The organism is Enterococcus sp. 12C11_DIV0727, from assembly GCF_002148425.2.
Lineage (GTDB): Bacteria > Bacillota > Bacilli > Lactobacillales > Enterococcaceae > Enterococcus_L > Enterococcus_L lemimoniae.
In genome coordinates this window covers 2,054,397-2,077,142 of sequence record NZ_CP147248.1, presented here as the reverse complement: position 1 = coordinate 2,077,142, position 22,746 = coordinate 2,054,397, and the positions used below count along the sequence as shown (strand labels likewise).

The 22,746-nt window shown below is 37.6% G+C and carries 20 protein-coding genes, 1 pseudogene and 2 other annotated features; of the genes and pseudogenes, 17 read left to right on the top strand and 4 right to left on the bottom strand.

Annotated features, from left to right (window positions below):
* The first annotated feature begins 66 nt into the window (after window positions 1-66).
* Window positions 67-824 (top strand): annotated as a pseudogene (locus tag A5866_RS09940) (ABC transporter ATP-binding protein).
* 3 nt (window positions 825-827) lie between these two features.
* Window positions 828-2,834: an ABC transporter permease gene (locus tag A5866_RS09935; RefSeq protein WP_086443628.1), complete on the top strand. Its 2,007-nt coding sequence runs from the start codon at window positions 828-830 to the stop codon at window positions 2,832-2,834.
* 194 nt (window positions 2,835-3,028) lie between these two features.
* On the opposite strand, the gene A5866_RS09930 is transcribed toward A5866_RS09935, so the two are convergent.
* Both A5866_RS09930 and A5866_RS09925 read right to left on the bottom strand, forming a co-directional pair.
* Complete coding sequence (locus A5866_RS09930) at window positions 3,029-3,436, bottom strand: hypothetical protein (RefSeq protein ID WP_086277999.1); 408 nt, start codon at window positions 3,434-3,436, stop codon at window positions 3,029-3,031.
* Between the two features lie 15 nt (window positions 3,437-3,451).
* Window positions 3,452-3,898, bottom strand: a complete 447-nt coding sequence (locus tag A5866_RS09925) for a YueI family protein (RefSeq protein WP_086443629.1) — start codon at window positions 3,896-3,898, stop codon at window positions 3,452-3,454.
* A gap of 490 nt (window positions 3,899-4,388) precedes the next feature.
* On the opposite strand from A5866_RS09925, the gene A5866_RS09920 reads away from it, so the two are divergent.
* From A5866_RS09920 to A5866_RS09905, 4 genes are all read left to right on the top strand, one after another.
* Window positions 4,389-5,336 carry an ABC transporter permease gene (locus A5866_RS09920; protein ID WP_086443630.1) on the top strand — a complete coding sequence of 316 codons (948 nt, stop codon included), beginning with the start codon at window positions 4,389-4,391 and terminating at the stop codon, window positions 5,334-5,336.
* A complete protein-coding gene (locus tag A5866_RS09915) occupies window positions 5,333-6,301 on the top strand; it encodes an iron chelate uptake ABC transporter family permease subunit (RefSeq protein ID WP_086443631.1) in 969 nt (322 codons plus the stop codon). Before A5866_RS09920 ends, A5866_RS09915 begins: the two co-directional genes overlap by 4 nt.
* Window positions 6,298-7,056, top strand: a complete 759-nt coding sequence (locus A5866_RS09910) for an ABC transporter ATP-binding protein (RefSeq protein WP_069639184.1) — start codon at window positions 6,298-6,300, stop codon at window positions 7,054-7,056. Before A5866_RS09915 ends, A5866_RS09910 begins: the two co-directional genes overlap by 4 nt.
* 314 nt (window positions 7,057-7,370) lie before the next feature.
* Window positions 7,371-8,333 carry a siderophore ABC transporter substrate-binding protein gene (locus tag A5866_RS09905; RefSeq protein WP_086443632.1) on the top strand — a complete coding sequence of 321 codons (963 nt, stop codon included), beginning with the start codon at window positions 7,371-7,373 and terminating at the stop codon, window positions 8,331-8,333.
* A gap of 78 nt (window positions 8,334-8,411) precedes the next feature.
* Here the strand turns inward: A5866_RS09905 and A5866_RS09900 are convergent, their stop codons facing one another.
* Entirely contained in the window at window positions 8,412-9,665 is a 1,254-nt protein-coding gene (locus A5866_RS09900; protein ID WP_086443633.1) for a MucBP domain-containing protein, read from the bottom strand.
* 297 nt (window positions 9,666-9,962) lie between these two features.
* Window positions 9,963-10,198, top strand: a binding site (T-box leader).
* Between the two features lie 476 nt (window positions 10,199-10,674).
* On the opposite strand from A5866_RS09900, the gene A5866_RS09895 reads away from it, so the two are divergent.
* The 11 genes from A5866_RS09895 to A5866_RS09845 all read left to right on the top strand — a co-directional run bounded on the left by A5866_RS09895 (window position 10,675) and on the right by A5866_RS09845 (window position 22,129).
* On the top strand, window positions 10,675-12,321 hold the full coding sequence (locus A5866_RS09895) for a peptide ABC transporter substrate-binding protein (protein WP_176332514.1): 1,647 nt from the start codon (window positions 10,675-10,677) through the stop codon (window positions 12,319-12,321).
* 4 nt (window positions 12,322-12,325) lie between these two features.
* The gene (gene pepT, locus A5866_RS09890; protein WP_086443635.1) at window positions 12,326-13,561 is read left to right on the top strand and encodes a peptidase T; all 1,236 of its coding nucleotides are present in this window, start codon (window positions 12,326-12,328) and stop codon (window positions 13,559-13,561) included.
* A 70-nt stretch (window positions 13,562-13,631) separates the two neighbouring features.
* Window positions 13,632-13,859, top strand: a binding site (T-box leader).
* Window positions 13,860-14,448: 589 nt separating this feature from the next.
* Window positions 14,449-15,813, top strand: coding sequence for an anthranilate synthase component I (trpE, locus tag A5866_RS09885; protein ID WP_086443636.1), 1,365 nt, complete (start codon window positions 14,449-14,451; stop codon window positions 15,811-15,813).
* The gene (locus A5866_RS09880) at window positions 15,810-16,403 is read left to right on the top strand and encodes an anthranilate synthase component II (RefSeq protein ID WP_086443637.1); all 594 of its coding nucleotides are present in this window, start codon (window positions 15,810-15,812) and stop codon (window positions 16,401-16,403) included. The genes trpE and A5866_RS09880 overlap by 4 nt, the downstream gene beginning before the upstream one ends.
* Window positions 16,387-17,400 carry an anthranilate phosphoribosyltransferase gene (gene trpD, locus A5866_RS09875; protein ID WP_086443638.1) on the top strand — a complete coding sequence of 338 codons (1,014 nt, stop codon included), beginning with the start codon at window positions 16,387-16,389 and terminating at the stop codon, window positions 17,398-17,400. Before A5866_RS09880 ends, trpD begins: the two co-directional genes overlap by 17 nt.
* A complete protein-coding gene (trpC, locus tag A5866_RS09870; protein ID WP_086278019.1) occupies window positions 17,401-18,159 on the top strand; it encodes an indole-3-glycerol phosphate synthase TrpC in 759 nt (252 codons plus the stop codon). It begins immediately after the preceding gene.
* Window positions 18,156-18,746, top strand: a complete 591-nt coding sequence (locus tag A5866_RS09865) for a phosphoribosylanthranilate isomerase (RefSeq protein WP_086443639.1) — start codon at window positions 18,156-18,158, stop codon at window positions 18,744-18,746. Before trpC ends, A5866_RS09865 begins: the two co-directional genes overlap by 4 nt.
* Window positions 18,747-18,886: 140 nt before the next feature.
* On the top strand, window positions 18,887-20,080 hold the full coding sequence (gene trpB, locus A5866_RS09860) for a tryptophan synthase subunit beta (RefSeq protein ID WP_086443640.1): 1,194 nt from the start codon (window positions 18,887-18,889) through the stop codon (window positions 20,078-20,080).
* Window positions 20,077-20,844 (top strand): tryptophan synthase subunit alpha, encoded by a 768-nt coding sequence (gene trpA, locus A5866_RS09855; RefSeq protein ID WP_086443641.1) that lies wholly within the window; start codon window positions 20,077-20,079, stop codon window positions 20,842-20,844. The genes trpB and trpA overlap by 4 nt, the downstream gene beginning before the upstream one ends.
* A gap of 68 nt (window positions 20,845-20,912) precedes the next feature.
* Window positions 20,913-21,482: a GNAT family N-acetyltransferase gene (locus tag A5866_RS09850; RefSeq protein ID WP_086443642.1), complete on the top strand. Its 570-nt coding sequence runs from the start codon at window positions 20,913-20,915 to the stop codon at window positions 21,480-21,482.
* Window positions 21,483-21,514: 32 nt separating this feature from the next.
* A complete protein-coding gene (locus A5866_RS09845; RefSeq protein WP_086443643.1) occupies window positions 21,515-22,129 on the top strand; it encodes a DUF1054 domain-containing protein in 615 nt (204 codons plus the stop codon).
* A gap of 45 nt (window positions 22,130-22,174) precedes the next feature.
* On the opposite strand, the gene lepB is transcribed toward A5866_RS09845, so the two are convergent.
* Complete coding sequence (lepB, locus tag A5866_RS09840; protein ID WP_086443644.1) at window positions 22,175-22,720, bottom strand: signal peptidase I; 546 nt, start codon at window positions 22,718-22,720, stop codon at window positions 22,175-22,177.
* Between the last annotated feature and the right edge of the window lie 26 nt (window positions 22,721-22,746).

Sequence of the window (22,746 nt, the reverse complement as noted above, 5' to 3'; positions counted from 1 at the left end):
AGTGTTCTTTGGCTGCTTTTTTCTTTATAGTGAGTATATAGATTTTTATAGACAGGAGCGAATGTAATGGCGATGTTAGAAGTCAATCATATTCAAAAAATTTACCAAACAAGGTTTAGCGGAAACCAAGTAACAGCCTTAAAAGATGTTTCTTTTCAAGTGGAAGAAGGGGAATATATCGCAATTATGAGAGAATCTGGTTCGGGTAAAAGTACTTTATTGAATATTTTAGCAACCTTGGATATGCCGACAAATGGAACCGTGTTGCTAAATGGAAAAAATATTACAGAGATACCAGAGGGGAAATTAGCCGCATTTCGCCGTGAGAACTTGGGTTTTGTATTCCAGGATTTTAATTTACTGGATAATTTTCCGTTAAAGACAATATATTTCTACCATTAGTGTTGTCTAAAATCGATATAGCTGAAATGACTAAGCGAATAACGCCATTAGCTAAAACATTAGGGATTGACCAATTGTTGGAAAAATACCCATATGAGATTTCAGGCGGACAAAAACAACGAGTAGCTGCCGCTCGAGCACTCATCACAAGACCGCAATTAGTTTTGGCGGATGAACCGACGGGGGCTTTAGATTCAAGAAGTTCTGAAAATTTACTACAATTATTTCAAGAAGTCAACCAACAAAACCAAACGATCATAATGGTTACTCATAGTGCGATTGCAGCTAGTCATGCGAATCGGATTTTATTCATTAAAGATGGACAAGTTTTTCATCAACTGTATAAAGGTCAAAAAACACACGATGAATTGTTGAGTGATATTTCAAAAACAATGACGACCTTGTTGACGAAAGGGGTCTAAAGTATGTTATATCTACGTTTGGCTTACAGTAACATCAAGAAAAATCATGCAGTGTATGTTCCCTTTTGTTTAGCAATGATCTTTACAGTGAGTTTGAACATGGTCATGCAGATCATGAGTAATAATCAAGGTCTAGATACGCTAAAAGGAGCTTCCTCACTTAAAGTGATGTTTGGTTTAGGTGGTAAGATCATTATGATTTTTACCATTATTTTTACGTTTTATACCCACAGCTTTTTGATGAAGCGACGTAAAAAGGAACTAGGTCTATACAATATTTTAGGGATGGATAAGAAAAACTTAACTTTGATGATGTTGATTGAAAATCTGATGACATTATTCGTTACGTTAACTGTCGGATTACTTTCAGGTGCGGTAGTATCTAAACTAATGTTTCTCGTTTTGAAGCGTTTGACAGGTTTTGGAGATGGTTTTGTTTATGAATTTTCTGTAGTATCGTTAGGACAGGTTTCATTACTATTTTTAGGGATTTTTATGGTCACATTTTTATATGATACTTGGGAAGTCAGGAAGACGAAACCAATCGAGCTATTGGGACAAGCGAGTTCGGGAGAAAAAGAACCTAAGTCAAAATGGTTGTTTACTCTAGTAGGAATTGTTTGTCTAAGCGCTGGGTATGGTATTTCATTAACAATCGATTCACCAGTAAAGGCCTTGACTCATTTTTTTATTGCTGTCATTTTGGTGATTATCGGAACATATAGTATTTTTATCGCAGGAAGCATCACGTTGTTGAAACTGTTGAAAAAAAATAAACAATTCTACTATCGACCGAATAATTTCATCTCGATTTCCAGTATGATTTTTCGAATGAAACAAAATGGGGCAGGACTCGCAACGATTTCCGTTTTATGTACGATGGCATTAGTAACGATCTCATCCACTGTTTGTTTGTATATCGGACAGGAGAAAATCATTCAAAGTAGAAATCCATTTGAAAATTCTGTAGAGGTTGCTTTGCCAATGGCAGAAACGAAACAAACTATAAACGATGTAGTAAAAGAACAAGGGTCAGCACTTGACGAAGTCAATTATGCTACGCTTTCAAGTCCTCTGATCACGTTGAAAGAAAACGACGATTCGTTTACCCAATTAAAAGAAGCCTTTTCAAATTATAGTAATATTGTTGGAATTCGCTTCATATCGTTAAATGAGTATAATCGTATTGAAAGGGAAAAGCTGACTTTAGCAAATAATGAGGTCTATGTTTACCCTGTTTCTGGTGAGTATAAGGAAAAAAGAATCACTATTGGCACGCAGGTATTTGAAGTGAAAAATACACTTAAACAGTTTATATTTGCACCGAAAGAAGAAGATGGGGTTTTAGGCTCTCTAATTCTGGTGATTCCTGATAAAGTGGCGAGTACAGCATTTTTCGAAGGAATAGCTGAGGACTTCAAAGAATCAGTCTTTCCGTTTACGCCAACCCCTGTTTCAATTGTCAGCTTCGAATTAGCAGGCTCTATGACTAAAAGAATGGAAATTGCAGATAGATTGCAGGAAAGATTTCAAGCAATCACAGCCGTGAGCGGGAGTGAAGAAGTAGAACGTTCGTTGACAGTGACCTCGATCGATAAAGATCGGGAAGAAATGCGGTTATTATATGGCGGCTTTTTCTTCTTAGGGATTATCTTTGGAATAAGCTTTTTAATGGCTACAACCTTGATCATTTACTACAAACAAGTTTCAGAAGGTAGTGACGATCGAGAACGATTTATCATTATGCAAAAAGTTGGCTTGAGTCATAAAGAAGTGAAAAAAACGATTCAGCAACAAATTTTACTAGTATTCTTTTTACCGATCATTGTTGCAGTGATCCACTTAAGTTTTGCTTTTCCGATCATAAGAAAATTAATGACATTGTTTGAACTGAACAATTCTTATTTATTGATCATAACAACGATCATATGTGTGCTGATTTTTTCTTTGGCTTATTTTGTCATTTATTGGCGTACGTCAAAAGTATATTATCAGTTAGTCGAGAGATGAAAAGAGGATGGGACAGAAGTGTTTAACCCCGAGAACCAAGTAGGTACTGTGTAACGTCAGCTCGTACCTCGCTGTGTTTTACAGCAATAAGAAGGGGTTGCTTCTGTTTCTACCGTTTATTCGTATTTAGGGTGTGAAACAAAAGTGAGTTTTACTTTTGACCCACACCCTTATTTTTTATGATGACACTATTTTTAATAGTCCAATTCCTTAATCAAAATGGTCTGCTTCGTCTCCTCAATAGCCAATCCAGTCTTCTCTTCCCACCATTGCTTCATTTCACGTTCATATGTTGTCGGAAATACTTCAACGACCTCTTTCATCGTCTTCCCTTGCAACCGAGCATATGGATAATTCAAAATCAAATTATACTTAAGTTCTGTCAACAAACTATAATATTGAAACATCATATAATTCAACGCTTCATTATCCTGTCCTAGCAGTACTTTAGGCGATCGGTCCAACATAAAACCAAAGCTACGCATCATAAACGTAAAAGCATCCATATGATCCACTTCGATTTGTTCTACTTCACGCAACAATTTAATATGAGCATTTAATGCGTCAGCTAAATCTTGTTTCAATAAATCTGGGTTTACCATCATAGTTCCTCCTATTTAATGAAATAATTTATGCCAGAACTCTTTTTTAGGTTGTTCTGTTGCCTCTGTTGAAGTCTGCTTAGGATATTTTTGTTCAATATCGATTGTTTCTTCATTAACCGCTTCATTTGAAGTTAAAACTAACCCCAAAGCATTAGGTGTATTTTCAACAAAATCATTGACCACTGTAAATTTTGTTTGTCGCTCATTGATCAATTTAATATAAGCAGACTGTAAATCGCTAGCCATTGCACCATTTAAAAGAACGGTAGCGTCGGGGTATTGTGCTAGCTCTTTCAAAAAATTCGCTTTGTCTTCTGTCTTTTTCATCTGCTCAATTGTCATCGTGAGATAACATCTTTCACGGAAAGTACCCATATACTTGCGCTGTTCCTCGGGTTTCAGCAACGGGGTGCCATACATTGCATTGTCTAAATGATTCTGTAAGTCATCTTGTGCCATTAATTATCCAACCTGCTTCCATATAGTCTTACTTCAAATTATAGCATAGATCAAGGTTGAAACGTTTGGAGAAGTTAAAAATCGGCTCTAATTGAGAATGGATAAAAGCTAAAAAAGTATTGCTTTTATCACGAATTTCGCATAGACTAATAAGTAAGAATGAAAATCATTCTCAATTAGAAAAGCCGAACAAGCTCGTTCAGCTCTGACAGAAAAATAGGAAAACAGGATTGTGTCGTATTTGACACGAGCAAGTTTTATCTTTTTTCCGAAGTGCTAGCATGTAAGGCTGGACAATTAGAAAAGCCGAACAGGCTCGTTCAGCTCTGACAGAAAAATAGGAAAACAGGATTGTATCGTATTTGACACGAGCAAGTTTTATCTTTTTTCCGAAATGCTAGCGTGTAAGGCGGGACAATTAGAAAAGCCAAACAAGCTCTTTTAGTGTTTGAGAATTTTATTCTAGCAAGTAGAAAAATGGAGCAAGTATATGAAAAAAATAGGCCTATTTGTTCTCTTACTCCTTTTGATTGTAGCATCGATTTTTGTTGGAGTGAAAGATATTTCTCTGACACAATTGTTTCAATGGGATTCACAGCAACAATTAGTATTGTTAACAACAAGGGTACCTCGAACGATCAGTTTAGTGATTGCCGGAAGTACGATTAGTATTTCTGGGTTGATCATGCAACATTTAACACAGAATAAATTTGTTTCACCTAGTACAGCAGGTACGATGGATAGTGCACGATTAGGTATTTTGGTCGTGATGATCTTTTTCCCTAGTGCACCGCTATTATTCCGATCATTCATCGCATTCTTGTTTGCTTTTGTTGGAACGTTGATTTTTATTTATTTAACACGTTTTCTACCTGCAAAAAATCAAGTGATGATTCCGTTGATTGGTGTGATGTTTGGTAATATCATTGGATCAGTGGCAACTTTTTTTGCGTATCAATTTCAGTTAGTTCAAAATATGTCTTCTTGGCTGCAGGGGAATTTTTCCACAGTGATGAAGGGCAATTATGAACTGCTTTATCTAACGATTCCTTTATTGATCATCACCTATCTTTTTGCTTATCGGTTCACTGTAGTCGGCATGGGGGAAGATATGGCAACCAATTTGGGGTTGAATTATCAGCGTATCCAATTATTTGGCTTAGGTATCGTAGCACTATCTAGCGCTGTGGTTTTGATTATGGTAGGAAATATCCCCTTTTTAGGCGTGATCGTTCCTAACTTGGTATCGATGCGTTATGGAGATCATATGAAAAACACATTGGCAATTACGGCAGTCGGGGGCAGTATCTTTTTACTGGCATGTGATGTTTTGGCTCGAGTTGTGATAGCGCCTTATGAAGTGCCTGTCAGCGTTGTAGTCGGTGTGCTAGGTAGTTTTATCTTTATCGCATTACTGATGAGGAGGAAAACAGCATGAAGAAATTCTTCCAGTCATCAGCGGTAAAAGTTATTTTATTGTTGATCGCCGTGATTGCGGTTTGTGCTTTATACCTGTCATATAAAACGTATGGGAATTGGGCCTTTGCCTTAGAGCTTAGAGGAAAAAAATTATTAGCATTTGTTTTTGTCGGGATTGCAGCAACATTTTCGACGATCAGTTTTCAGACTATGACACAAAATCACTTTTTAACGCCAAATATTTTAGGACTGGATTCACTATATGTTTTTATCCAGACCTTACTGTTTTTCTTTTTAGGTGGACAGCAGTTGTTAGGTAATGAAACGATCGCCACATTTTTATTGAATGTTTTGTTAATGGTGAGTGCTAGCATTATGTTATCTCGTTTTTTATTGAAAAAAGGCGGGAATGATCTATTTCTATTATTGATGATCGGGATTATTTTAGGAACTTTTTTCAATAGTATTAGTACTTTTTTACAAGTTGTAATGGATCCAAATGAGTATGATCTGTTGCAAGGAAAATTATTTGCTAGTTTTGGAAATGTGAATAGTCAACATTTGTTGATAGCTGGAATTTTAATTACGTTTTTAGCTGGTTTTTTGTGGTTGAAAAGTCATGCGCTAGATGTTCTACATTTAGGGAACGAGCAAGCGACGAGTTTAGGAATCAATGTTCCGAGATTTCAGTTTGTACTCTTAACAGTAATCAGTGCTTTGATTGGATTATCCACAGCATTAGTTGGGCCCGTCACGTTTCTTGGATTCATTGTCGCTAATATGAGTTATCAATTGATGGGAACTTATAAGCATCGTGAGTTATTTTTAGGTGGAAGTTTGTTGTCCATTCTATTGCTTGTATTTGGTCAGTTTCTTGTAGAACAAGTTTTTCAGCTGAATACAACACTAAGTATTGTGATTGAATTTGGCGGTGGTGTCTATTTTGTTGGAAAAATTATTAGTGAAAGGAAGCAGCGCAGATGATCGAAATCAAAAATGTATCAAAAAGATATGGTGAAAAGATTGTTGTTTCAGAAGTTCAGTTGCCCATTACGGAGCAAAAATTGACTGCTTTTATTGGTCCGAATGGGGCAGGGAAAAGTACGCTGCTTTCAATGATGAGTCGCTTGATTCCTAAAGATACTGGTGAAATTTATTTAGATCACAACGAAGTGAAAACTTGGAAACAAAGTGAATTATCTAAAAAACTATCGATTTTAAAGCAAACAAACGGCATTAATCTAAAAATTACAGTTAGAGAGTTAGTCAACTTTGGCCGTTTTCCTTATAGTAAAGGTCGTTTGAAGAAAGAAGATCATGAAAAAGTCGAAGAAGCAATGGAAAATCTTGGGTTATTAGATCTTGCCGATGAACTGATCGATACATTATCAGGTGGCCAATTACAAAGAGTATATATTGCCATGGTTTTGGCGCAGGATACAGATTATATTTTACTGGATGAGCCATTAAATAATTTGGATATGAACTTTGCGGTTCAAATGATGCAGACGCTACGGCGCTTGGTAGATGAATTTGGAAAAACAGTCATTATCGTCCTTCACGATATCAATTTTGCAGCGAGCTATGCTGATGAGATCGTAGCAATGAAAGACGGTCGACTATTTACCCATGGTAGCACAGATGACATTATTCAATCCGAAGTTTTGAATAAACTTTATGATATGAATATTCGGATTTGTGAAATTGAAGGAAAAAGATTCTGTATGTATTTTAACTAGAAAAGCGTAACGCACTCGTTTAGCTCTGACAGAAAAATAGGGAATAATGATTGCGGCGATTTTTGCCACTAGCAATATTCATCTTTTTTCCGAAGAGCTAGTAAGTGAAGCTAGATCACAAGAAAAGCGTAACACATTGGCTCAGCCTTTGAGCAGTATAAGAATAATAATTTTAGCAGAGTGTTTTTCTCTGTGAATTATTATTCGTTACTGCCGATAAGGCTAATGAGTGAAGCTGGATCACAAGAAAAGCGTAACATATTAGCTCAGTCTTTGAGCAGTATAAAAATATTAATTAAATTGGGGGAAACAAAATGAAAAAGAAATTCTTAGCAGTTGCAACAATCTCAATGATCGCATTACTTACTTTAGGTGCATGTGGAAATAATGATAAAAAAACGACTGATGGATCGGCAACCAATGATTCAAGCAAAGAAGCAACAACAATCACAGTAAAAGATTCAAATGGTTCTGTTGAAGTTCCTAAAAATCCTAAAAAAGTCGTTGTTTTTGATAATGGCTCATTGGATACGATGGATGCATTAGGTGTTGGTAATACTGTTGTCGGTGCGCCAACGAAGAACTTGCCAGCCTATTTAGCTGACTATAAAAAAGTAGAATCTGCAGGCGGGATCAAAGAACCAGATTTAGAAAAAATCAACCAATTAAAACCAGATATGATCATTATTTCTGGACGTCAACAAGATTTTCAAGATAAACTAAGCAAAATTGCGCCAACAATTTATCTATCAGTAGATGCCAAAGATACATGGAACTCTACAAAGAAAAATATTGAAACCTTAGCTGAAATCTTCGATAAAAAAGATGAAGCGAAAACAAAAATTGCAGATTTAGAAAAAGAAATTACAGATGTTAAAGAAGAAGCACAAGCTAGTGATGAAAAAGCATTAGTTGTCTTGGTAAATGAAGGCCAACTTTCAGCATATGGCACAGGGTCTCGTTTTGGTATCGTTCATGATACATTTGGGTTCAAACAAGCAGACGATGCTATCGAAGCTTCAACACATGGTCAAAGTGTGTCATATGAATATGTGTTAGAAAAGAATCCAGACATCTTATTTGTAGTTGATCGTACGAAGGCAATCGGCGGGGATGATACGAATGATAATGTTGAAAATAACGAATTAGTTAAGCAAACAAATGCAGGTAAAAACGGTAAAGTGATTACTTTACAGCCAGATGTTTGGTACTTGAGCGGTGGCGGTTTAGAGTCTACGCATTTGATGATTGAAGATGTGCAAAAAGCATTGAAGTAAAACTTGAATCAGTGATAAAAGAGAGTATAAGTCAGCGTGGCTGAGTTATACTCTCTTTTTATATACTATTTAAGTTGATTATAAACTAAATTCATCTTCACGTTTTTTCTTAGTGAAGTAAACTGCTGCAATGATAGTCAAGCCAAGTGAAGCTACGAAAGAACTTGTTTCAGTTTCACCTGTTTCAGGTAATTTTTTATGTTCTTTTTTAATCGGCGCTGTTTTGATTGGTTCTGCTAATAAAGTTGGTACTGTAGTTGTTTGGATACCAGGCGTTGGTGCAGTTGGTGCAGCTGGAATCGTAGGAACTTCTACAATTTTTCTGTAAGTTGCAACAAAGCTTTGATCTTCTAATCCATACTTTCCTTCAAATACCATAGAAGGACTTGCTGAGTAGGCTGCCTGAGAGATACCTAAATATTCATAACCAGGTACTTCTGGTGCTGTGATTGTGAAGGCATCGTCAAATTTACCAACTTCGGATACAACATCTCCTAGAGGAACGCCATTTTCATCAACACAAACAACACTAACAGTTGTTTGAACACGATCATAACGATAAATAACTTCTTGCTCAGTGTCTGTAAACGCGCCAATACTATTGGCTGGTGTACTTACTAAGATATAACCAGGGATATTTTTTGGTTCAGTTGTGTAAGACTCACCAATGAAACCACCTAGAACTGTGATAGCCTGAGTCAACTCAAGGCCGCGATCATCAATATGAGCAACATAAACGTTTCCTCCAACGATACCAGCAAGTTTCTTAACAGTTACAGAAACAATCTGATTGGTATCTGGGAAGGTTAATTGTAAACCTAAATTTCCAGTAGCATCCGCAACAGGAATTGCCATTGCGTCTGAAGTAGAAACAAAAGTATAAGCCCCTGGTGTTAAAGATAAGGCTACATTTTGAGTTGTACCTGCTTCACCTGTAAAAGAAAGTGTATTGATCGGACCAGCGTCTTGATCAACGATGTTAACAATCACTGTAACGTTCGTAGCTGCCTTTTCTTTTTTAGGTGTTTCTGTTTTTTCAGCTTCTTTTTCAGCTTCGGGTGTAGTTTCAGGTTTCGCTTCTTCTTTTGGTGTTTCTTGTTCAGGTTTGCTTTCAGGTTGTGTTTCTTCCTGATGCCCTTCCTTTTCAGCTTCAGGTTGAGTTTCAACATCAGCCTCTTTTTCAGCTTCTGGCTGTTTCTCTTCAGAAACTACCTCTTGTTGCTCAACGGGTGCAGGTTGTGTCTCTTCTGCAAATGCAAGTTGGGCATTCAATAATGTTGGCGCTAGTAGCGTAACCAAGGCTAGACTAGCAAATTTTTTGTTCGTTTTCATTTTACCGTTTCCTCCTTTTAGTATTAAAATATTTTAATACTAGTTAAATTATATCATTTACAAGATAAAGGAATTTATCAAAAAAACAATATTTTTTGTAAGAAATAGAGAATGAAGTAAAGCGTATTTTTTAAAATGTATTATAAAATTAACTATTTTACTTAGTTCAAAATAGCGTTTACAGATCAAGGTATAATAGGAAGGTTAGAACGTTTAGGGAAAATAAAATGTTTAAAAGTTTGTTGACGGTCACTATTTTACTATGCTACAATCTTTGTAATACATTATCTATTAAAATTAAATGTGAAGATGAGGAAAGTATTTTTCAGCTAGCTCAAAGAGAGTCTCGATTGGTGGGAAGAGACAGTGAATATGGAAAAGAAAATGGCCTTTGAACAAATTGATCGAACACGTTGAGATCAATTCAGGTGCGCCTGTTACAGCGCCTCAGTATGTTTGTACTGATAGAGTGGGCTTATTGTATAAGCTAATTGAAGGTGGTACCGCGAAAGTTTAAAACTCTCGTCCTTTACAGGATGAGAGTTTTTTGTTGTGAATCACTACGACTGGCTCCTTCAGAGTAGATGATGAACAATACTTGGCGACCAAGGGGAGAGAAGTCACCTTACTAGTGAATCACTACGCTGCGCTTCGATCGCATTGTTGTAAATCACGAAGAATGAAGTGATTCGATGACGCACAATACAAGGTATCGGAAAGCTACGTTGCTTCCTTTGTTTTCTAAGAGCTAAAGCTCTAAGAATTGAAGGACTACGACTGGCTCCGCCAGAGTAGATGATGAACAATACTTGGCGACCAGAGGGAGAGAAGTAACCTTACTAGTGAATCACTACGCTGCGCTTTAATCTCATTGTTGTACATCATAAAGAACGAAGCAACTTGATGATGTACAATTCAAGCTGTAGCAAGGACAAGAATACCTCATTTTCATATTCACATAATAAGGTAGGAGTAGCTAATGTATACAGATATTGAAGGGGGAAACAAAATGAAGAGAAAAATATTAGTCGTAAGCGCTGTAGTAACGGGATTATTACTAACAGCATGTGGGGGCAATGACAAAAAAGAAACAACAAAAAGTGAAGATGGGGCAATTGCAACAACTCAAAAAATTGAAATCAGCTCACCTGCGCCACTTTCAACATTAGATACAACACAAACAATGGACAAAAACACCTTTACGATCGTTCAGCATCTTTTTGAAGGCTTGTATCGTTTTGATGATGACAGTACACCAATTCCAGGATTAGCGGAAAAAGTTGATATTAGTGAAGATGGCTTAACGTATAAATTTACATTAAAAGATGACATTAAATGGAGTAATGGTGAACCGATCACTGCACAAGATTTTCTTTATTCATGGAAAAAATTAGTAACACCGGAAACGATCGGCCCAAATGCCTACTTATTAGATAATGTGAAAAATAGTAAAGCGATTCGTAATGGTGAAAAACCAGTAGCTGAAATTGGTCTCGCTGCACCGAGTGATAAAGAATTTGAAGTAACATTAGAGCAAGCACAACCATCATTTTTAACAGTTGCGTCAATAGGTTGGTTAGCACCACAAAACCAAGCATACGTTGAAAAACAAGGAAAAGATTATGCGACGGATAGCGATCACTTGATTTATAGCGGTCCATTTAGCTTAACTGACTGGGATGCTTCATCCGATACGTGGACATTAAAGAAAAATCCTGAATACTATGATGCAGATAATGTAAAATTAACAGAAGTGAAAGTCAATACGATCAAAGATGAGAATACCGGCATCAATTTATATCAATCAAACGAGTTAGATTTAGTCCGCATCAGTGGTCAATATGTTCAACAATACAGTGATGAGGCGGGGTATGTCACTCATTCAGATGTTGCCAACTACTACCTAGATTTCAATAAAAAAGCAGATACGGCACCAGATAATCTTCATTTACGCAAAGCAATTGCACAAGCGATTGATAAAGATGCATTGACGAAAAGTGTGCTAAACGATGGTTCAAAACCATTGAACGGTTTAATTCCAAGTGGGCTATACAAAAATCCTGAAACATCTGAAGACTTCAGAAAGTTCAGTGGGGATCATTCAGTTTATGATGTGAAAAAAGCACAAGCTGAGTGGGAGAAAGCCAAAGCGGATTTAGGGGAGAAAATCAAACTATCACTTTTAGTTTCGGATGACGATAATGGTAAAAAAATCTCTGAGTACGTTCAAAGTCAATTACAAGAAAACTTAAAAGGGTTAGAAATCACGATCAATGCACAACCAAAAAATAATGTGCTACAAACGCGTAAAGATAAAAACTATGAGCTATCATTGTCTGGCTGGATTGCTGGAAGCAGTGATTTAGATTCTTATTTCAATTTGTACGCTGGAGAGTCTGCCTATAACTATGGTTCATATAAAAATGCTGATTACGATAAACTAATTACAAATGCCCGTACGATCAATGCTAATACACCAGACAAACAGTTTGACGATTACAAAGAAGCGGAAGCTATTTTATTAGATCAAGATGCAGCCCAAGTGCCACTTTACCAAAGTGCTTCTAACTACTTGATCAATCCGAAAATCAAAGGGATCAGTTATCACTTATACGGTGATTACTTCAACCTTAGAACAGCTTACTTAGAGGAGTAGAGAAATGAGTCGATTATTAGAACGATTTATCCGTTATGTTAAAGTCAATACACGCTCTGATGCAGCCAGTCAGACAGTTCCGACGACAAGAGGACAAGTAGAGTTTGCTAGAATCATTGAAAAGGAATTAGCTGAAATCGGACTTTCTGAGATTCATTACAATGAAAAAAATGGCTTTTTAACAGCAACGCTACCTGCAACAACAAGTGAGGATGTACCGGTAATCGGTTTTATTGCTCATTTGGATACAGCAGATTATAATGCTGACAATATTCAGCCAAAGGTTTTCCCAAACTATGACGGCCAAGATGTGGTGTTGAATGAGAAATTAGGGATTATCATGGCAACAGAAGAATTTCCCAATTTAAAAGAGTATACAGGACAAACGTTAATTACAACGGATGGAACAACATTATTGGGTGCGGATGATAAAGCGGGAATCGTTGAAATATTAGATGCGGTGGAATATTTACTGGCGCATCCTGAGATTCCTCATGGTGAAGTCTTACTGGCATTTGGACCAGATGAGGAAATCGGCCGTGGAGCAGACCGTTTTGATGCAGCAAATTTTCCAGCAAAATTTGCGTATACAATAGATAGCGGCAGAGTCGGTTGTTTTGAGTATGAAACGTTTAATGCGGCACAAGCTGTGATTAAAATCGAAGGGACAAGCGTACATCCTGGAACAGCATATGGTGTTATGATCAATGCCATTAAATTGGGTGAAAAGATCGATGCCCAATTACCTAAAGAGGAGGTTCCTGAAAAAACACGAGGATATGAAGGTTTTTACTTGTTGACAAAATTTATTGGAAGTTTAGATCATGCCGAATTGACGTATATTATCCGTGATCATGATAAAGAACTTTTTCAAAATAGAAAAAACACACTAGCTGAAATAGTCTCTAAATTGAATGGCACTTTGGACAAAGAGCGCGTAACAATAGAGTTTTTAGACCAATATTACAATATGGGAGAAATTATCAAAAAAGATATGACACCTGTAGAGCTTGCAGTCAAAGCAATGGGAAACTTAAACATCAAACCAGATATTCAACCTTTTCGTGGTGGAACGGATGGATCGAAAATTTCATTTATGGGAATCCCAATGCCTAATTTATTCACAGGTGGTGAAAATTTTCATGGACAATATGAATTTATTACTCTTGAGTCAATGGAATTAACCGCAAAAACGATAGTGGAAATCATCAAAGAGAACCATACTAAATCGAAGGGTTGACAGTGGAAAATGAAAAAGAGATAAAAAAATGTTGACAAGATTAGAATTTTCTAATATGATTATCTTTAATAGCAAAGCTTTGAGAAAGAGGAGTAACAACACTGGAACTTTTCAGAGAGCTGATGGGACTGCGAATCAGTAAGGGATGGGTTGTGAATGGACTTTCGAGCAAAATGTTGAACTATAGTAGGCATTTTCGGGGACTCCCGTTATAGAGTAAGGTCGTTGATAGACGACTGATAAGAGGAAAGAATTTCTTTCAAACTTGAGGTGGCACCGTGAATAGTTCGCCCTCAAACCACAGATTTTTGTGTGGTTTGAGGGCTTTTGTTGTGAATCACCATGACTGGCTCCGCCAGAATGGATGATGAACAATATAAGGCGTACCAAGGGAGAGAAGTAACCTTACTAGGAATCACCAAACGCTCTAATCCAAAACGATGAATAGCGAATGGCAATCCTAATAACGATAAGTAATTACATGACGTTTACGTTGAATAATGTAAAGTTACTAAAGGTTACTAAAAAAAGAAATACTCTTTTCATTGAGGTGGTACCGTGGATACTATTATTCGCCCTCACAAAACAGATAGTGGTCTGTTTTGTGAGGGCTTTTTGCTGTGAATCACTACACTGCGTTTCGATCGCATTGTTGTAAATCACGAAGAATAAAGTGATTCGATGATGCACAATACAAGGTATCGTCAAGATACGTTGCTTCCTTTATTTTCTAAAAGCTGAAGCTCTTAGAATTGAAGGACTATGATTGGCTTCGCCAGAGTAGATGATGAACAGTACTTGGCGAGCGAAGTGAGAGAAGTTTCATTACTAGAGAATCACGTATTCTATCAAAATCTGAAATAAAAAAATAGAAAAGAGGGAATCTCATGCAACGAATCAAAGAAATCCAAGCAGACTATCTAACTGCGATATCAGCCTTTTTAAGAATCAAAGGAACGAACAAATGTCTTTTAGAAAGTATTCCCAGAGATAAAAGCAAAGGACGCTATTCGATCATTGCGTGGGATGCCGTTTCTGAAATCACTTGTTTCGGTCATCAGTTCACGATCGATGGTCAAACAAGAACGGTAAAAGATCCATTAAAAGAAATCGAAAAATACGTCCTGAAACAAGGATCTGTCTCAGCCGAGTTACCTTTTCAAGGTGGAGCGATCGGTTATGTTGGCTATGATGTGATTGCTTGTTATGAAGATTTAGGGCAACAGCCGTTTGACGAATTGAACGTTCCAGATATTCATTTTTACTTATTTGATTCGTACTTAATATTTGATCATGTTAGTGAAAAAATAGTTTTAGTCGAAGCGAATACTTACTCAAAACGTGGAGAAGAAGAGCTAGCTGAAGCGATCACACAAAAAATAAAAGAACTTCAAACACCAAACCAAGAAGAACAAAAAGTCATCCATTTGAAGAAACTGCACTACAAGAGTAATTTTAGCAAGCCGCAATTTGAAGCAGTCGTTACCAAAATAAAAAGATATATCAAACAAGGGGACATGTTCCAAATGGTACCGTCACAACGTTTGACTGCTGATTTTGAAGAAGCTCCATTTGATTATTATCGTAGGCTACGGGTGACCAATCCATCCACCTACTTATATTTTCTAGACTTTGGTGAAACTTATGTGATCGGTTCTTCCCCGGAAAGTCTAGTGAGTGTGAAAAATCAACTTGTCACGACAAACCCAATTGCTGGAACACGTAAACGAGGACAGACAGCTGAACAGGACTTGGTGTTGGAACGAGAGTTGATTACGGATGAAAAAGAACGAGCAGAGCATTTGATGTTGATCGATCTTGGCCGCAATGATATAGGGAAAGTAAGTGAAATCAGTTCTGTTGAAGTGCCAGTTTATATGATCGTTGAAAAGTATCGGTTCGTCATGCACTTAGTCTCTGTAGTAACTGGAAAGCTGAAACAGGACTTGACCGCAATGGATGCCTTGAAAGCAACTTTACCGGCAGGAACAGTTAGTGGAGCGCCGAAAATTAGAGCGATGCAACGGATTTATGAGATCGAACCAGTTAAACGAAACATCTATGCTGGAGCCGTGGGCTATCTTTCGAAAAATGATCAGGCTGATTTTGCTATTGCCATCCGAACGATGGTTGTTCATAAAAATAAAGCGTATGTTCAAGCCGGTGCAGGCATTGTTTACGATTCTGATCCTGCTAAAGAGTATGAAGAAACATTGCATAAAGCAAAAGCACTTTTGGAGGTGGGAGAATGATTTTACTCATTGATAATTATGATTCATTTACACATAATCTAGCTCAATTGATTGGTGCAGACCAAGAAGTTGTGATTACTCGAAATGATTCAGATACTATTTTTCAGCTGGCGAATCAGGCTAAGGCAATCATTATTTCTCCTGGACCTGGAACGCCAGAAGAGACAGGACATGTAAAAGAGTTGATCCAACAGTTTTACCAAAAGAAGCCAGTACTAGGTATTTGCTTAGGACATCAAACAATTGGGAAAGTATTCGGAGCCAAAGTTATACTGGCTAAGAAAATTCGTCACGGTAAGCAATCGCTGATTAAAACGAATAAAGACAGTCAGCTTTTTAAAGGGATAGCTCAAGAAGATTCAGTGATGCGGTATCACTCACTTGTGATCGATCGTCAAACTTTGCCATCAGAATTTCTAGTTACTGCAACAGCAACGGATGATCAAGAGATTATGGCAATTGAACATCAAAAATATCCAGTGTTCGGCCTTCAATTTCATCCAGAATCGATCGGCACTTCAAGCGGTACAGCAATTATCAAAAATTTTATCCAAGTAATGGGGGAACAATGCGATGAAAGAACTCTTTGAAAAAGTTTTTAGTAATCAACATTTGACACGTTTGGAAACACAACAAGTAGCGGAAAAAATCTTTGAAGGGCAACTAACAGATAGTCAAATCGCAGCTTTTTTAACAGCATTAAAATGCAAAGGAGAAACGGCGGAAGAAATGGCCGGAATTGCAGAAACGATCCAACGTAAAGCAGTCATAATCGATTGTCAAAAAGAGAATGTTATGGATAATTGTGGAACTGGTGGGGATCAATCAGGCAGTTTTAATATTAGTACAACAGCTGCCTTCGTTTTGGCAGCCGGTGGTGTAACTGTTGCCAAACATGGTAACCGCAGTATTTCCAGTAAATCAGGCAGTGCTGATCTTTTTGAATGTTTAGGGGTTGATATTACACTGTCGCCGGATAAATTAAGTACGATATTGAATGAAGTTGGTCTAGCTTTTCTTTTTGCACCTCACATGCACCCGAAAATGAAATATGTGATGAATGTCCGCAAAGAGCTGGGGACACCAACAATTTTAAACTTGATTGGTCCATTAACGAATCCAGTAAGATTAGATTCGCAGCTAATGGGAACTTATCGGCGTGATCTGTTGGAAGAAACAGCGAAGACACTAGGTGAATTAGGACGTAAGCGAGCGGTAGTTGTTAATGGTTCAGGTAACTTAGATGAAGCAACGTTGGCTGGAACAACCTATTTTGCTTTATTAGAAGAGCAACGGATCACCATGCATACGATCGAACCAGAGGAGTTTGGGTTTGCACGTCTCCCAATAGAGGCGATTCAGGGGGGGAAGGCTGAACAAAATACAGAAATCCTGTTATCTATTTTAAAAAATCAGGTGAGCCCATATTTGGATACTGTTTTATTAAATGCTGGATTAGGATTTTTCAGCAATGGTAAAGTGTCCAGCGTTCAAGCAGGAATTCTGTTGGCGAAAGAGTGTGTTGCAAGCGGTGAGGCTTTTGATAAACTTCAGCAATTGATCAAAGTGCAAAAGGAGGTAGCTTAAATGGATTTTTTAGAAACAATCATTCATGAAAAGAAACAAGAAGTACAGGCAATGCCGTTAGAGAAGATTCAACCATTACGGAAAACAGACTCGTTTTATCAACAAGTCAAAGCACATCCGGATAAAATGCATATCATCGGAGAAGTTAAACGAGCTTCACCATCTAAAGGTGCCATTAATTTAGCTGTCAACGTAATCGAACAAGCGCAAGCATATGAACAAGCCGGTGTTACAGCTATTTCTGTATTAACGGATGAAGTCTTCTTCAAAGGCTCAATTGAAGATTTACGAACAGTTGCTTCACAGGTAGCAATTCCAGTTTTATGTAAAGATTTTATCATCGATGAAAAACAGTTGATTCGTGCAAGAAATGCTGGAGCGACGATGGTATTATTGATTGTTTCGGCTTTATCTAAACAGAAGCTAGCAGAGTTATACACCAAAGCAGTCGCATTGGAGTTAGAGGTCTTAGTAGAAGTTCATGATGAACAAGAGCTTGCAATAGCAGAAAAGTTATCGGCTCAACTAATCGGTGTGAATAATCGGAATCTGAAGACCTTTGATGTGTCAATCGAAGTCAGCCAACAACTAGGGAAAAAACAAACAAGAGATGCTGTTTATATCAGTGAATCAGGTTTTTCAACGGGTCAACAAGTTGCTCTTGTAAAAGAAAACTATCAAGCGGTTTTAGTTGGTGAAGGGTTGATGCGGGAAAATGATCCTAAAGCAAAAGTCAAAGAATTGCAGGTCTTACGATGAAAGTCAAAATTTGTGGATTGAAAACGGAAGAACAAGTAAACACAGCAGTTGCACATGGGGCAGAGTATCTTGGCTTTATTTTTGCGGAAAGCAAACGTCGGATTAGCCCAGAAAAAGTCAAAGAGATCACGAAAGCTGTCCCTAAACGAGTCAAAAAAGTGGGCGTATTTGTTTCTCCGAGCCAATCAGAAGTTGAATGGATCGTTCGACAAGCTGGCTTAGATATGGTGCAAATTCATGGTTTATTAAAAGCGGGAACCTTTTCAGTCCCGCTGATTCGTGCAATTCCTGTTGATGGTTCATCTCAAGAAAAACTTATCCAAGAGACCTCAACAGAATATTTGCTATTCGATGCGCCACCACAGCGATTTGTTGGGGGAAATGGTCGAGTATTTGATTGGTCTCGGTTAGATACGAATTCGATTAAAAACAAGAAAATCATCATTGCTGGCGGCCTGACACCGGAAAATGTCCAACAAGCAAAACAACTATTTGACCCGTATGCAGTCGATGTATCAAGTGGCGTTGAGACAAATGGAGAAAAAGATCTGAATAAAATAATTGCTTTTCTAAAAAAAGCACGTTAGCTTTGCGGGCTAGGTTCATGAAACAGCACCTCGAAAAAAAGATGAAACCTGAATGCGGTAAAGAACACCACTTCCATGTTTTTCTATTTTTCAGTCGATGCTAAACAGCTCATTCAGCTTTAATAATAAGGAGGAAAATCATGTATAATCAACCAAATCAAGGGTTTTACGGAGAATTTGGGGGGCAATTTGTCCCTGAAACATTAATGTATGCAGTGAAAGAATTAGAAGAGGTTTATGAAGCGTCTAAGAAAGATGAGGCGTTTCAAACAGAACTGAATTATTACTTGAAACAATATGTAGGGCGAGAAAATCCTTTGTATTTTGCCGAGCGTTTAACAGATTATGCGGGTGGGGCCAAAATTTATCTGAAAAGAGAAGATTTAAACCATACGGGTGCGCATAAAATCAATAATACGATTGGGCAAATTTTGTTGGCGAAAAAGATGGGCAAGAAAAAAATTGTCGCAGAAACAGGTGCAGGCCAACATGGTGTAGCAACAGCGACTGTTGCTGCTTTGTTTGGAATGGAGTGTACGGTTTTTATGGGAGCTGTTGATGTTGCTCGCCAGTCGTTAAATGTTTTTCGGATGGAATTATTAGGTACGAAAGTTGAAAGTGTTACTTCTGGAAGCAAGACATTAAAAGATGCAGTTAATGAAGCGTTACGATTTTGGGTTGCCAATGTTGAAGATACTCATTATGTGATGGGCTCTGTCTTAGGACCACATCCATTTCCTGAAATTGTTCGAGATTATCAAAGCATCATCGGAATTGAAGCTAGACGGCAATTTTTAGAAGTAGAAAATAAATTGCCAGATGCAGTGGTTGCATGTGTTGGTGGTGGGAGTAATGCAATGGGAATTTTCTATCCATTTATCAATGATGATGTGGCTCTAATCGGTGTTGAGGCAGCTGGATTAGGGTTGGATACAGAGGCACATGCAGCATCAATCAACAAAGGCAAAACGGGTGTTCTTCACGGTGCTATGATGAAGTTGCTTCAAGATGATGACGGACAAATTTTAGAAGCGTTCTCGATTTCGGCTGGATTAGATTACCCTGGTCTAGGCCCAGAACACTGTCATTTAAACGAGACAAAGCGAGCAAGTTATGAATCGGTAACGGATCAAGAAGCACTAGCTGCTTTTAAGATTTTATGCCAAACAGAAGGGATCATCCCCGCTTTAGAAAGCGCACATGCCGTTAGTCATGCAATAAAAATCGCAAAAGAACTTGGTCCAGATAAGCAAATCGTTGTTTGTCTTTCAGGTCGTGGTGATAAAGATGTCCAACAAATCAAAGCATTACTGGAAGAGGAGGGGAAGCAATGAAACCATTAACAAAGCAATTGAAGGAAAAACAAGAGGCCAACGAAACGATTTTCGTTCCATATATTATGGCTGGAGCACAAGGACTAGAACAACTAGCAGATGAAATTCATTTATTAACAGAGGCCGGTGCAAGTGCGATTGAATTAGGGATTCCATTTTCTGATCCAGTAGCAGATGGTCCTGTGATCCAAGCAGCAGGACTGCGAGCGTTGGAAAATAAAGTGACGCTACGAAAAATAATTAAACAGCTAAAACAAGTCAAAACCCCAACACCATTGGTCATCATGACGTATTTCAATCCGATTTTTAGTTATGGTCTAGAAGCATTTGTACAAGATTTAGCTGAGACGAATGTCTTAGGCTTGATTATTCCAGATTTACCTTATGAGCATCAAGAACGATTAGCGCCGTTTTTAAAAGACAGCGATATTTCATTGATTCCATTAGTGGCATTAACGACGCCAAAAGAACGGATTCCAGAGTTAGTCGAAGCGGGCGACGGCTTTATTTATGCAGTAGCAGTCAATGGTGTAACAGGTATTGGTCGAAATTATGAAGAAACAGTAGACGAACATTTAGCTTATATTCAACAAGTCAGTGATAAACCAGTTTTAGCTGGATTTGGTGTTTCTTCTAGGGATCATGTTGATCGTTTTAGAAAAAGTTGTGCGGGAGTGATCGTAGGAAGCAAAATCGTACAACTGTTAAGTGAGGGGAAACAGAACGAAGTCACAGCATTTATTGAAGCAGCAGTAAGAAACTAGTTTTTTTATTTTTCCCCTTGCCACTGAGCCTGAATTTCTGTAAAGTAGTATGAAAAGCAGGTGAAATTATGGAAATTGTCATCAATCGGAATTTGATTTTTGCAGAAAATCAATCTCTAAAAACAGAACGCTTAACGTTGCGGCCCGTAACGCTAAGTGATGTTAATGATATGTATGAATATGCATCTGACGAAGAAACCTGTAGATATGTTTTTCCAAGGCATCAAACAATAAAAGAGACCAAAGAAAGTATTGCTAATTATTTTATGTGTGCACCTTTCGGAAAATACGGAATTGAATTAAATACAACGGGAAAACTCATTGGAACGATCGATTTACGTATCGAGAGTCAGCATCATATAGCAGAAATCGGTTATGCGCTGAATAAAGATTTTTGGGGTAATGGCTATGTACCAGAGGCAGCAAATGAACTGCTTCGTTTAGGCTTTGAAGAACTAAAGTTGATGCGGATTTTTGCAACATATGATATTGATAATCCTAAATCTGGACGTGTAATGGAAAAAATCGGGATGAAAATAGAAGGAAATATCCCGAATGCTCGCATGTGGAAAGGGAAAGTCGTTACAGATGTCATGCGTGGAATTACGTTAGAGGAATGGCGGCAACTACACATCTAAATAACAGAATAGCTCAGAGGAGAAATGAAGACATGCTGATGTTTACTGAAAAAGATTTTGATGTTTTTACAATAGCAGGGTTAGACCCAAGAATGGCTGGGATTCGTTCAACGATCCAACCGAAATTTCAAGAATTAGATGATTATTTTGCTGAAAAATTAGGCGAGAAACTCGAAACAGAATTTTTTGTTCACATCGCTCAACACCGTCGGAGAACGGTTTATCCGCCGGAAAATACTTGGTCAGCCTTGAGTCAGAAAAAACGTGGCTATAAAATGGAAGCACATTTCCAATTGGGCATTTGGCCGGATTATCTTTTTATGTGGTTATCATTGATTGATAATCCCAAAAATGAAAAAGCAATTGCTCAAGCTTTTTTGGATAATCAACGACTATTTAAACAATTGGGTGATGATTTTTATCTGTCGATCGATCACACACAACCTCAGATCGAACGTTTGAACGAAGCAGATTTGGAAAAGCATTTGACTCGTTTTCGTGATGTCAAAAAAGGAGAATTCCAAATTGGTCGAATTATTAGGAAGACAGATGACTTGTTGAACGATCCGGAAAAAGCCCGTGCATATATGTTACAAACGTATGAGGCGTTATTGCCTTTATATGAACTAGCAAGTAAACAGCAATAAAAAAACAAGTAGTCACTTCAATCATAGAAGTGACTACTTGTTTTTTTATTGCATACCGATCTTATTCAACGGATAATACTGAAAATAAACCACACCGACAATAGCCTCTTTATCCACAAAACCAAAGTAACGGCTATCATCGGCTTTGCGACGATTATCCCCTAATACAAAATACTTTCCTTCTGGAACAACCGTTGCGGGTCCAGCAGCTGTACTCGCCAAAGTGAAATCAGCCGTTAAGGGTTGTCCGTCTGTTAAAGCTTCTTTAAATTCATCTAAATAAGGCTCATCATATTTTTTATCATTGATATATAGTTGATCATTTTCTATCCGGATTGTATCACCGGGTAAGCCGACAACGCGTTTCACGATTCGTTTTCCATCTCTTGGGCTCGGAAAAGTTGCTATATCAAAACGTTTTGGACTGATTAAAGAGGTTTGCCACAGACGATCAGATTCATGATAAGTCGGCTCCATTGAAATTCCGATAACTTCCACAGGTGTTAAAACAAACTTCCTTAGGAAAAGCGCAAATAGCAAAATCATTGAAAATTGGATTACTGTATAAAGTGTGCCGTGTTTCTTTTTCATATATAAACTCCTTTTTACTTATTGTT

Bases quoted from the DNA above. Each gene is read 5' to 3' on its own strand.
- A5866_RS09935 (WP_086443628.1), top strand. From the start codon at position 828: ATGTTATATCTACGTTTGGCTTACAGTAACATCAAGAAAAATCATGCA.
- A5866_RS09930 (WP_086277999.1), bottom strand. From the start codon at position 3,436: ATGGTAAACCCAGATTTATTGAAACAAGATTTAGCTGACGCATTAAAT.
- A5866_RS09925 (WP_086443629.1), bottom strand. From the start codon at position 3,898: ATGGCACAAGATGACTTACAGAATCATTTAGACAATGCAATGTATGGC.
- A5866_RS09920 (WP_086443630.1), top strand. From the start codon at position 4,389: ATGAAAAAAATAGGCCTATTTGTTCTCTTACTCCTTTTGATTGTAGCA.
- A5866_RS09915 (WP_086443631.1), top strand. From the start codon at position 5,333: ATGAAGAAATTCTTCCAGTCATCAGCGGTAAAAGTTATTTTATTGTTG.
- A5866_RS09910 (WP_069639184.1), top strand. From the start codon at position 6,298: ATGATCGAAATCAAAAATGTATCAAAAAGATATGGTGAAAAGATTGTT.
- A5866_RS09905 (WP_086443632.1), top strand. From the start codon at position 7,371: ATGAAAAAGAAATTCTTAGCAGTTGCAACAATCTCAATGATCGCATTA.
- A5866_RS09900 (WP_086443633.1), bottom strand. From the start codon at position 9,665: ATGAAAACGAACAAAAAATTTGCTAGTCTAGCCTTGGTTACGCTACTA.
- A5866_RS09895 (WP_176332514.1), top strand. From the start codon at position 10,675: ATGAAGAGAAAAATATTAGTCGTAAGCGCTGTAGTAACGGGATTATTA.
- pepT (WP_086443635.1), top strand. From the start codon at position 12,326: ATGAGTCGATTATTAGAACGATTTATCCGTTATGTTAAAGTCAATACA.
- trpE (WP_086443636.1), top strand. From the start codon at position 14,449: ATGCAACGAATCAAAGAAATCCAAGCAGACTATCTAACTGCGATATCA.
- A5866_RS09880 (WP_086443637.1), top strand. From the start codon at position 15,810: ATGATTTTACTCATTGATAATTATGATTCATTTACACATAATCTAGCT.
- trpD (WP_086443638.1), top strand. From the start codon at position 16,387: ATGAAAGAACTCTTTGAAAAAGTTTTTAGTAATCAACATTTGACACGT.
- trpC (WP_086278019.1), top strand. From the start codon at position 17,401: ATGGATTTTTTAGAAACAATCATTCATGAAAAGAAACAAGAAGTACAG.
- A5866_RS09865 (WP_086443639.1), top strand. From the start codon at position 18,156: ATGAAAGTCAAAATTTGTGGATTGAAAACGGAAGAACAAGTAAACACA.
- trpB (WP_086443640.1), top strand. From the start codon at position 18,887: ATGTATAATCAACCAAATCAAGGGTTTTACGGAGAATTTGGGGGGCAA.
- trpA (WP_086443641.1), top strand. From the start codon at position 20,077: ATGAAACCATTAACAAAGCAATTGAAGGAAAAACAAGAGGCCAACGAA.
- A5866_RS09850 (WP_086443642.1), top strand. From the start codon at position 20,913: ATGGAAATTGTCATCAATCGGAATTTGATTTTTGCAGAAAATCAATCT.
- A5866_RS09845 (WP_086443643.1), top strand. From the start codon at position 21,515: ATGCTGATGTTTACTGAAAAAGATTTTGATGTTTTTACAATAGCAGGG.
- lepB (WP_086443644.1), bottom strand. From the start codon at position 22,720: ATGAAAAAGAAACACGGCACACTTTATACAGTAATCCAATTTTCAATG.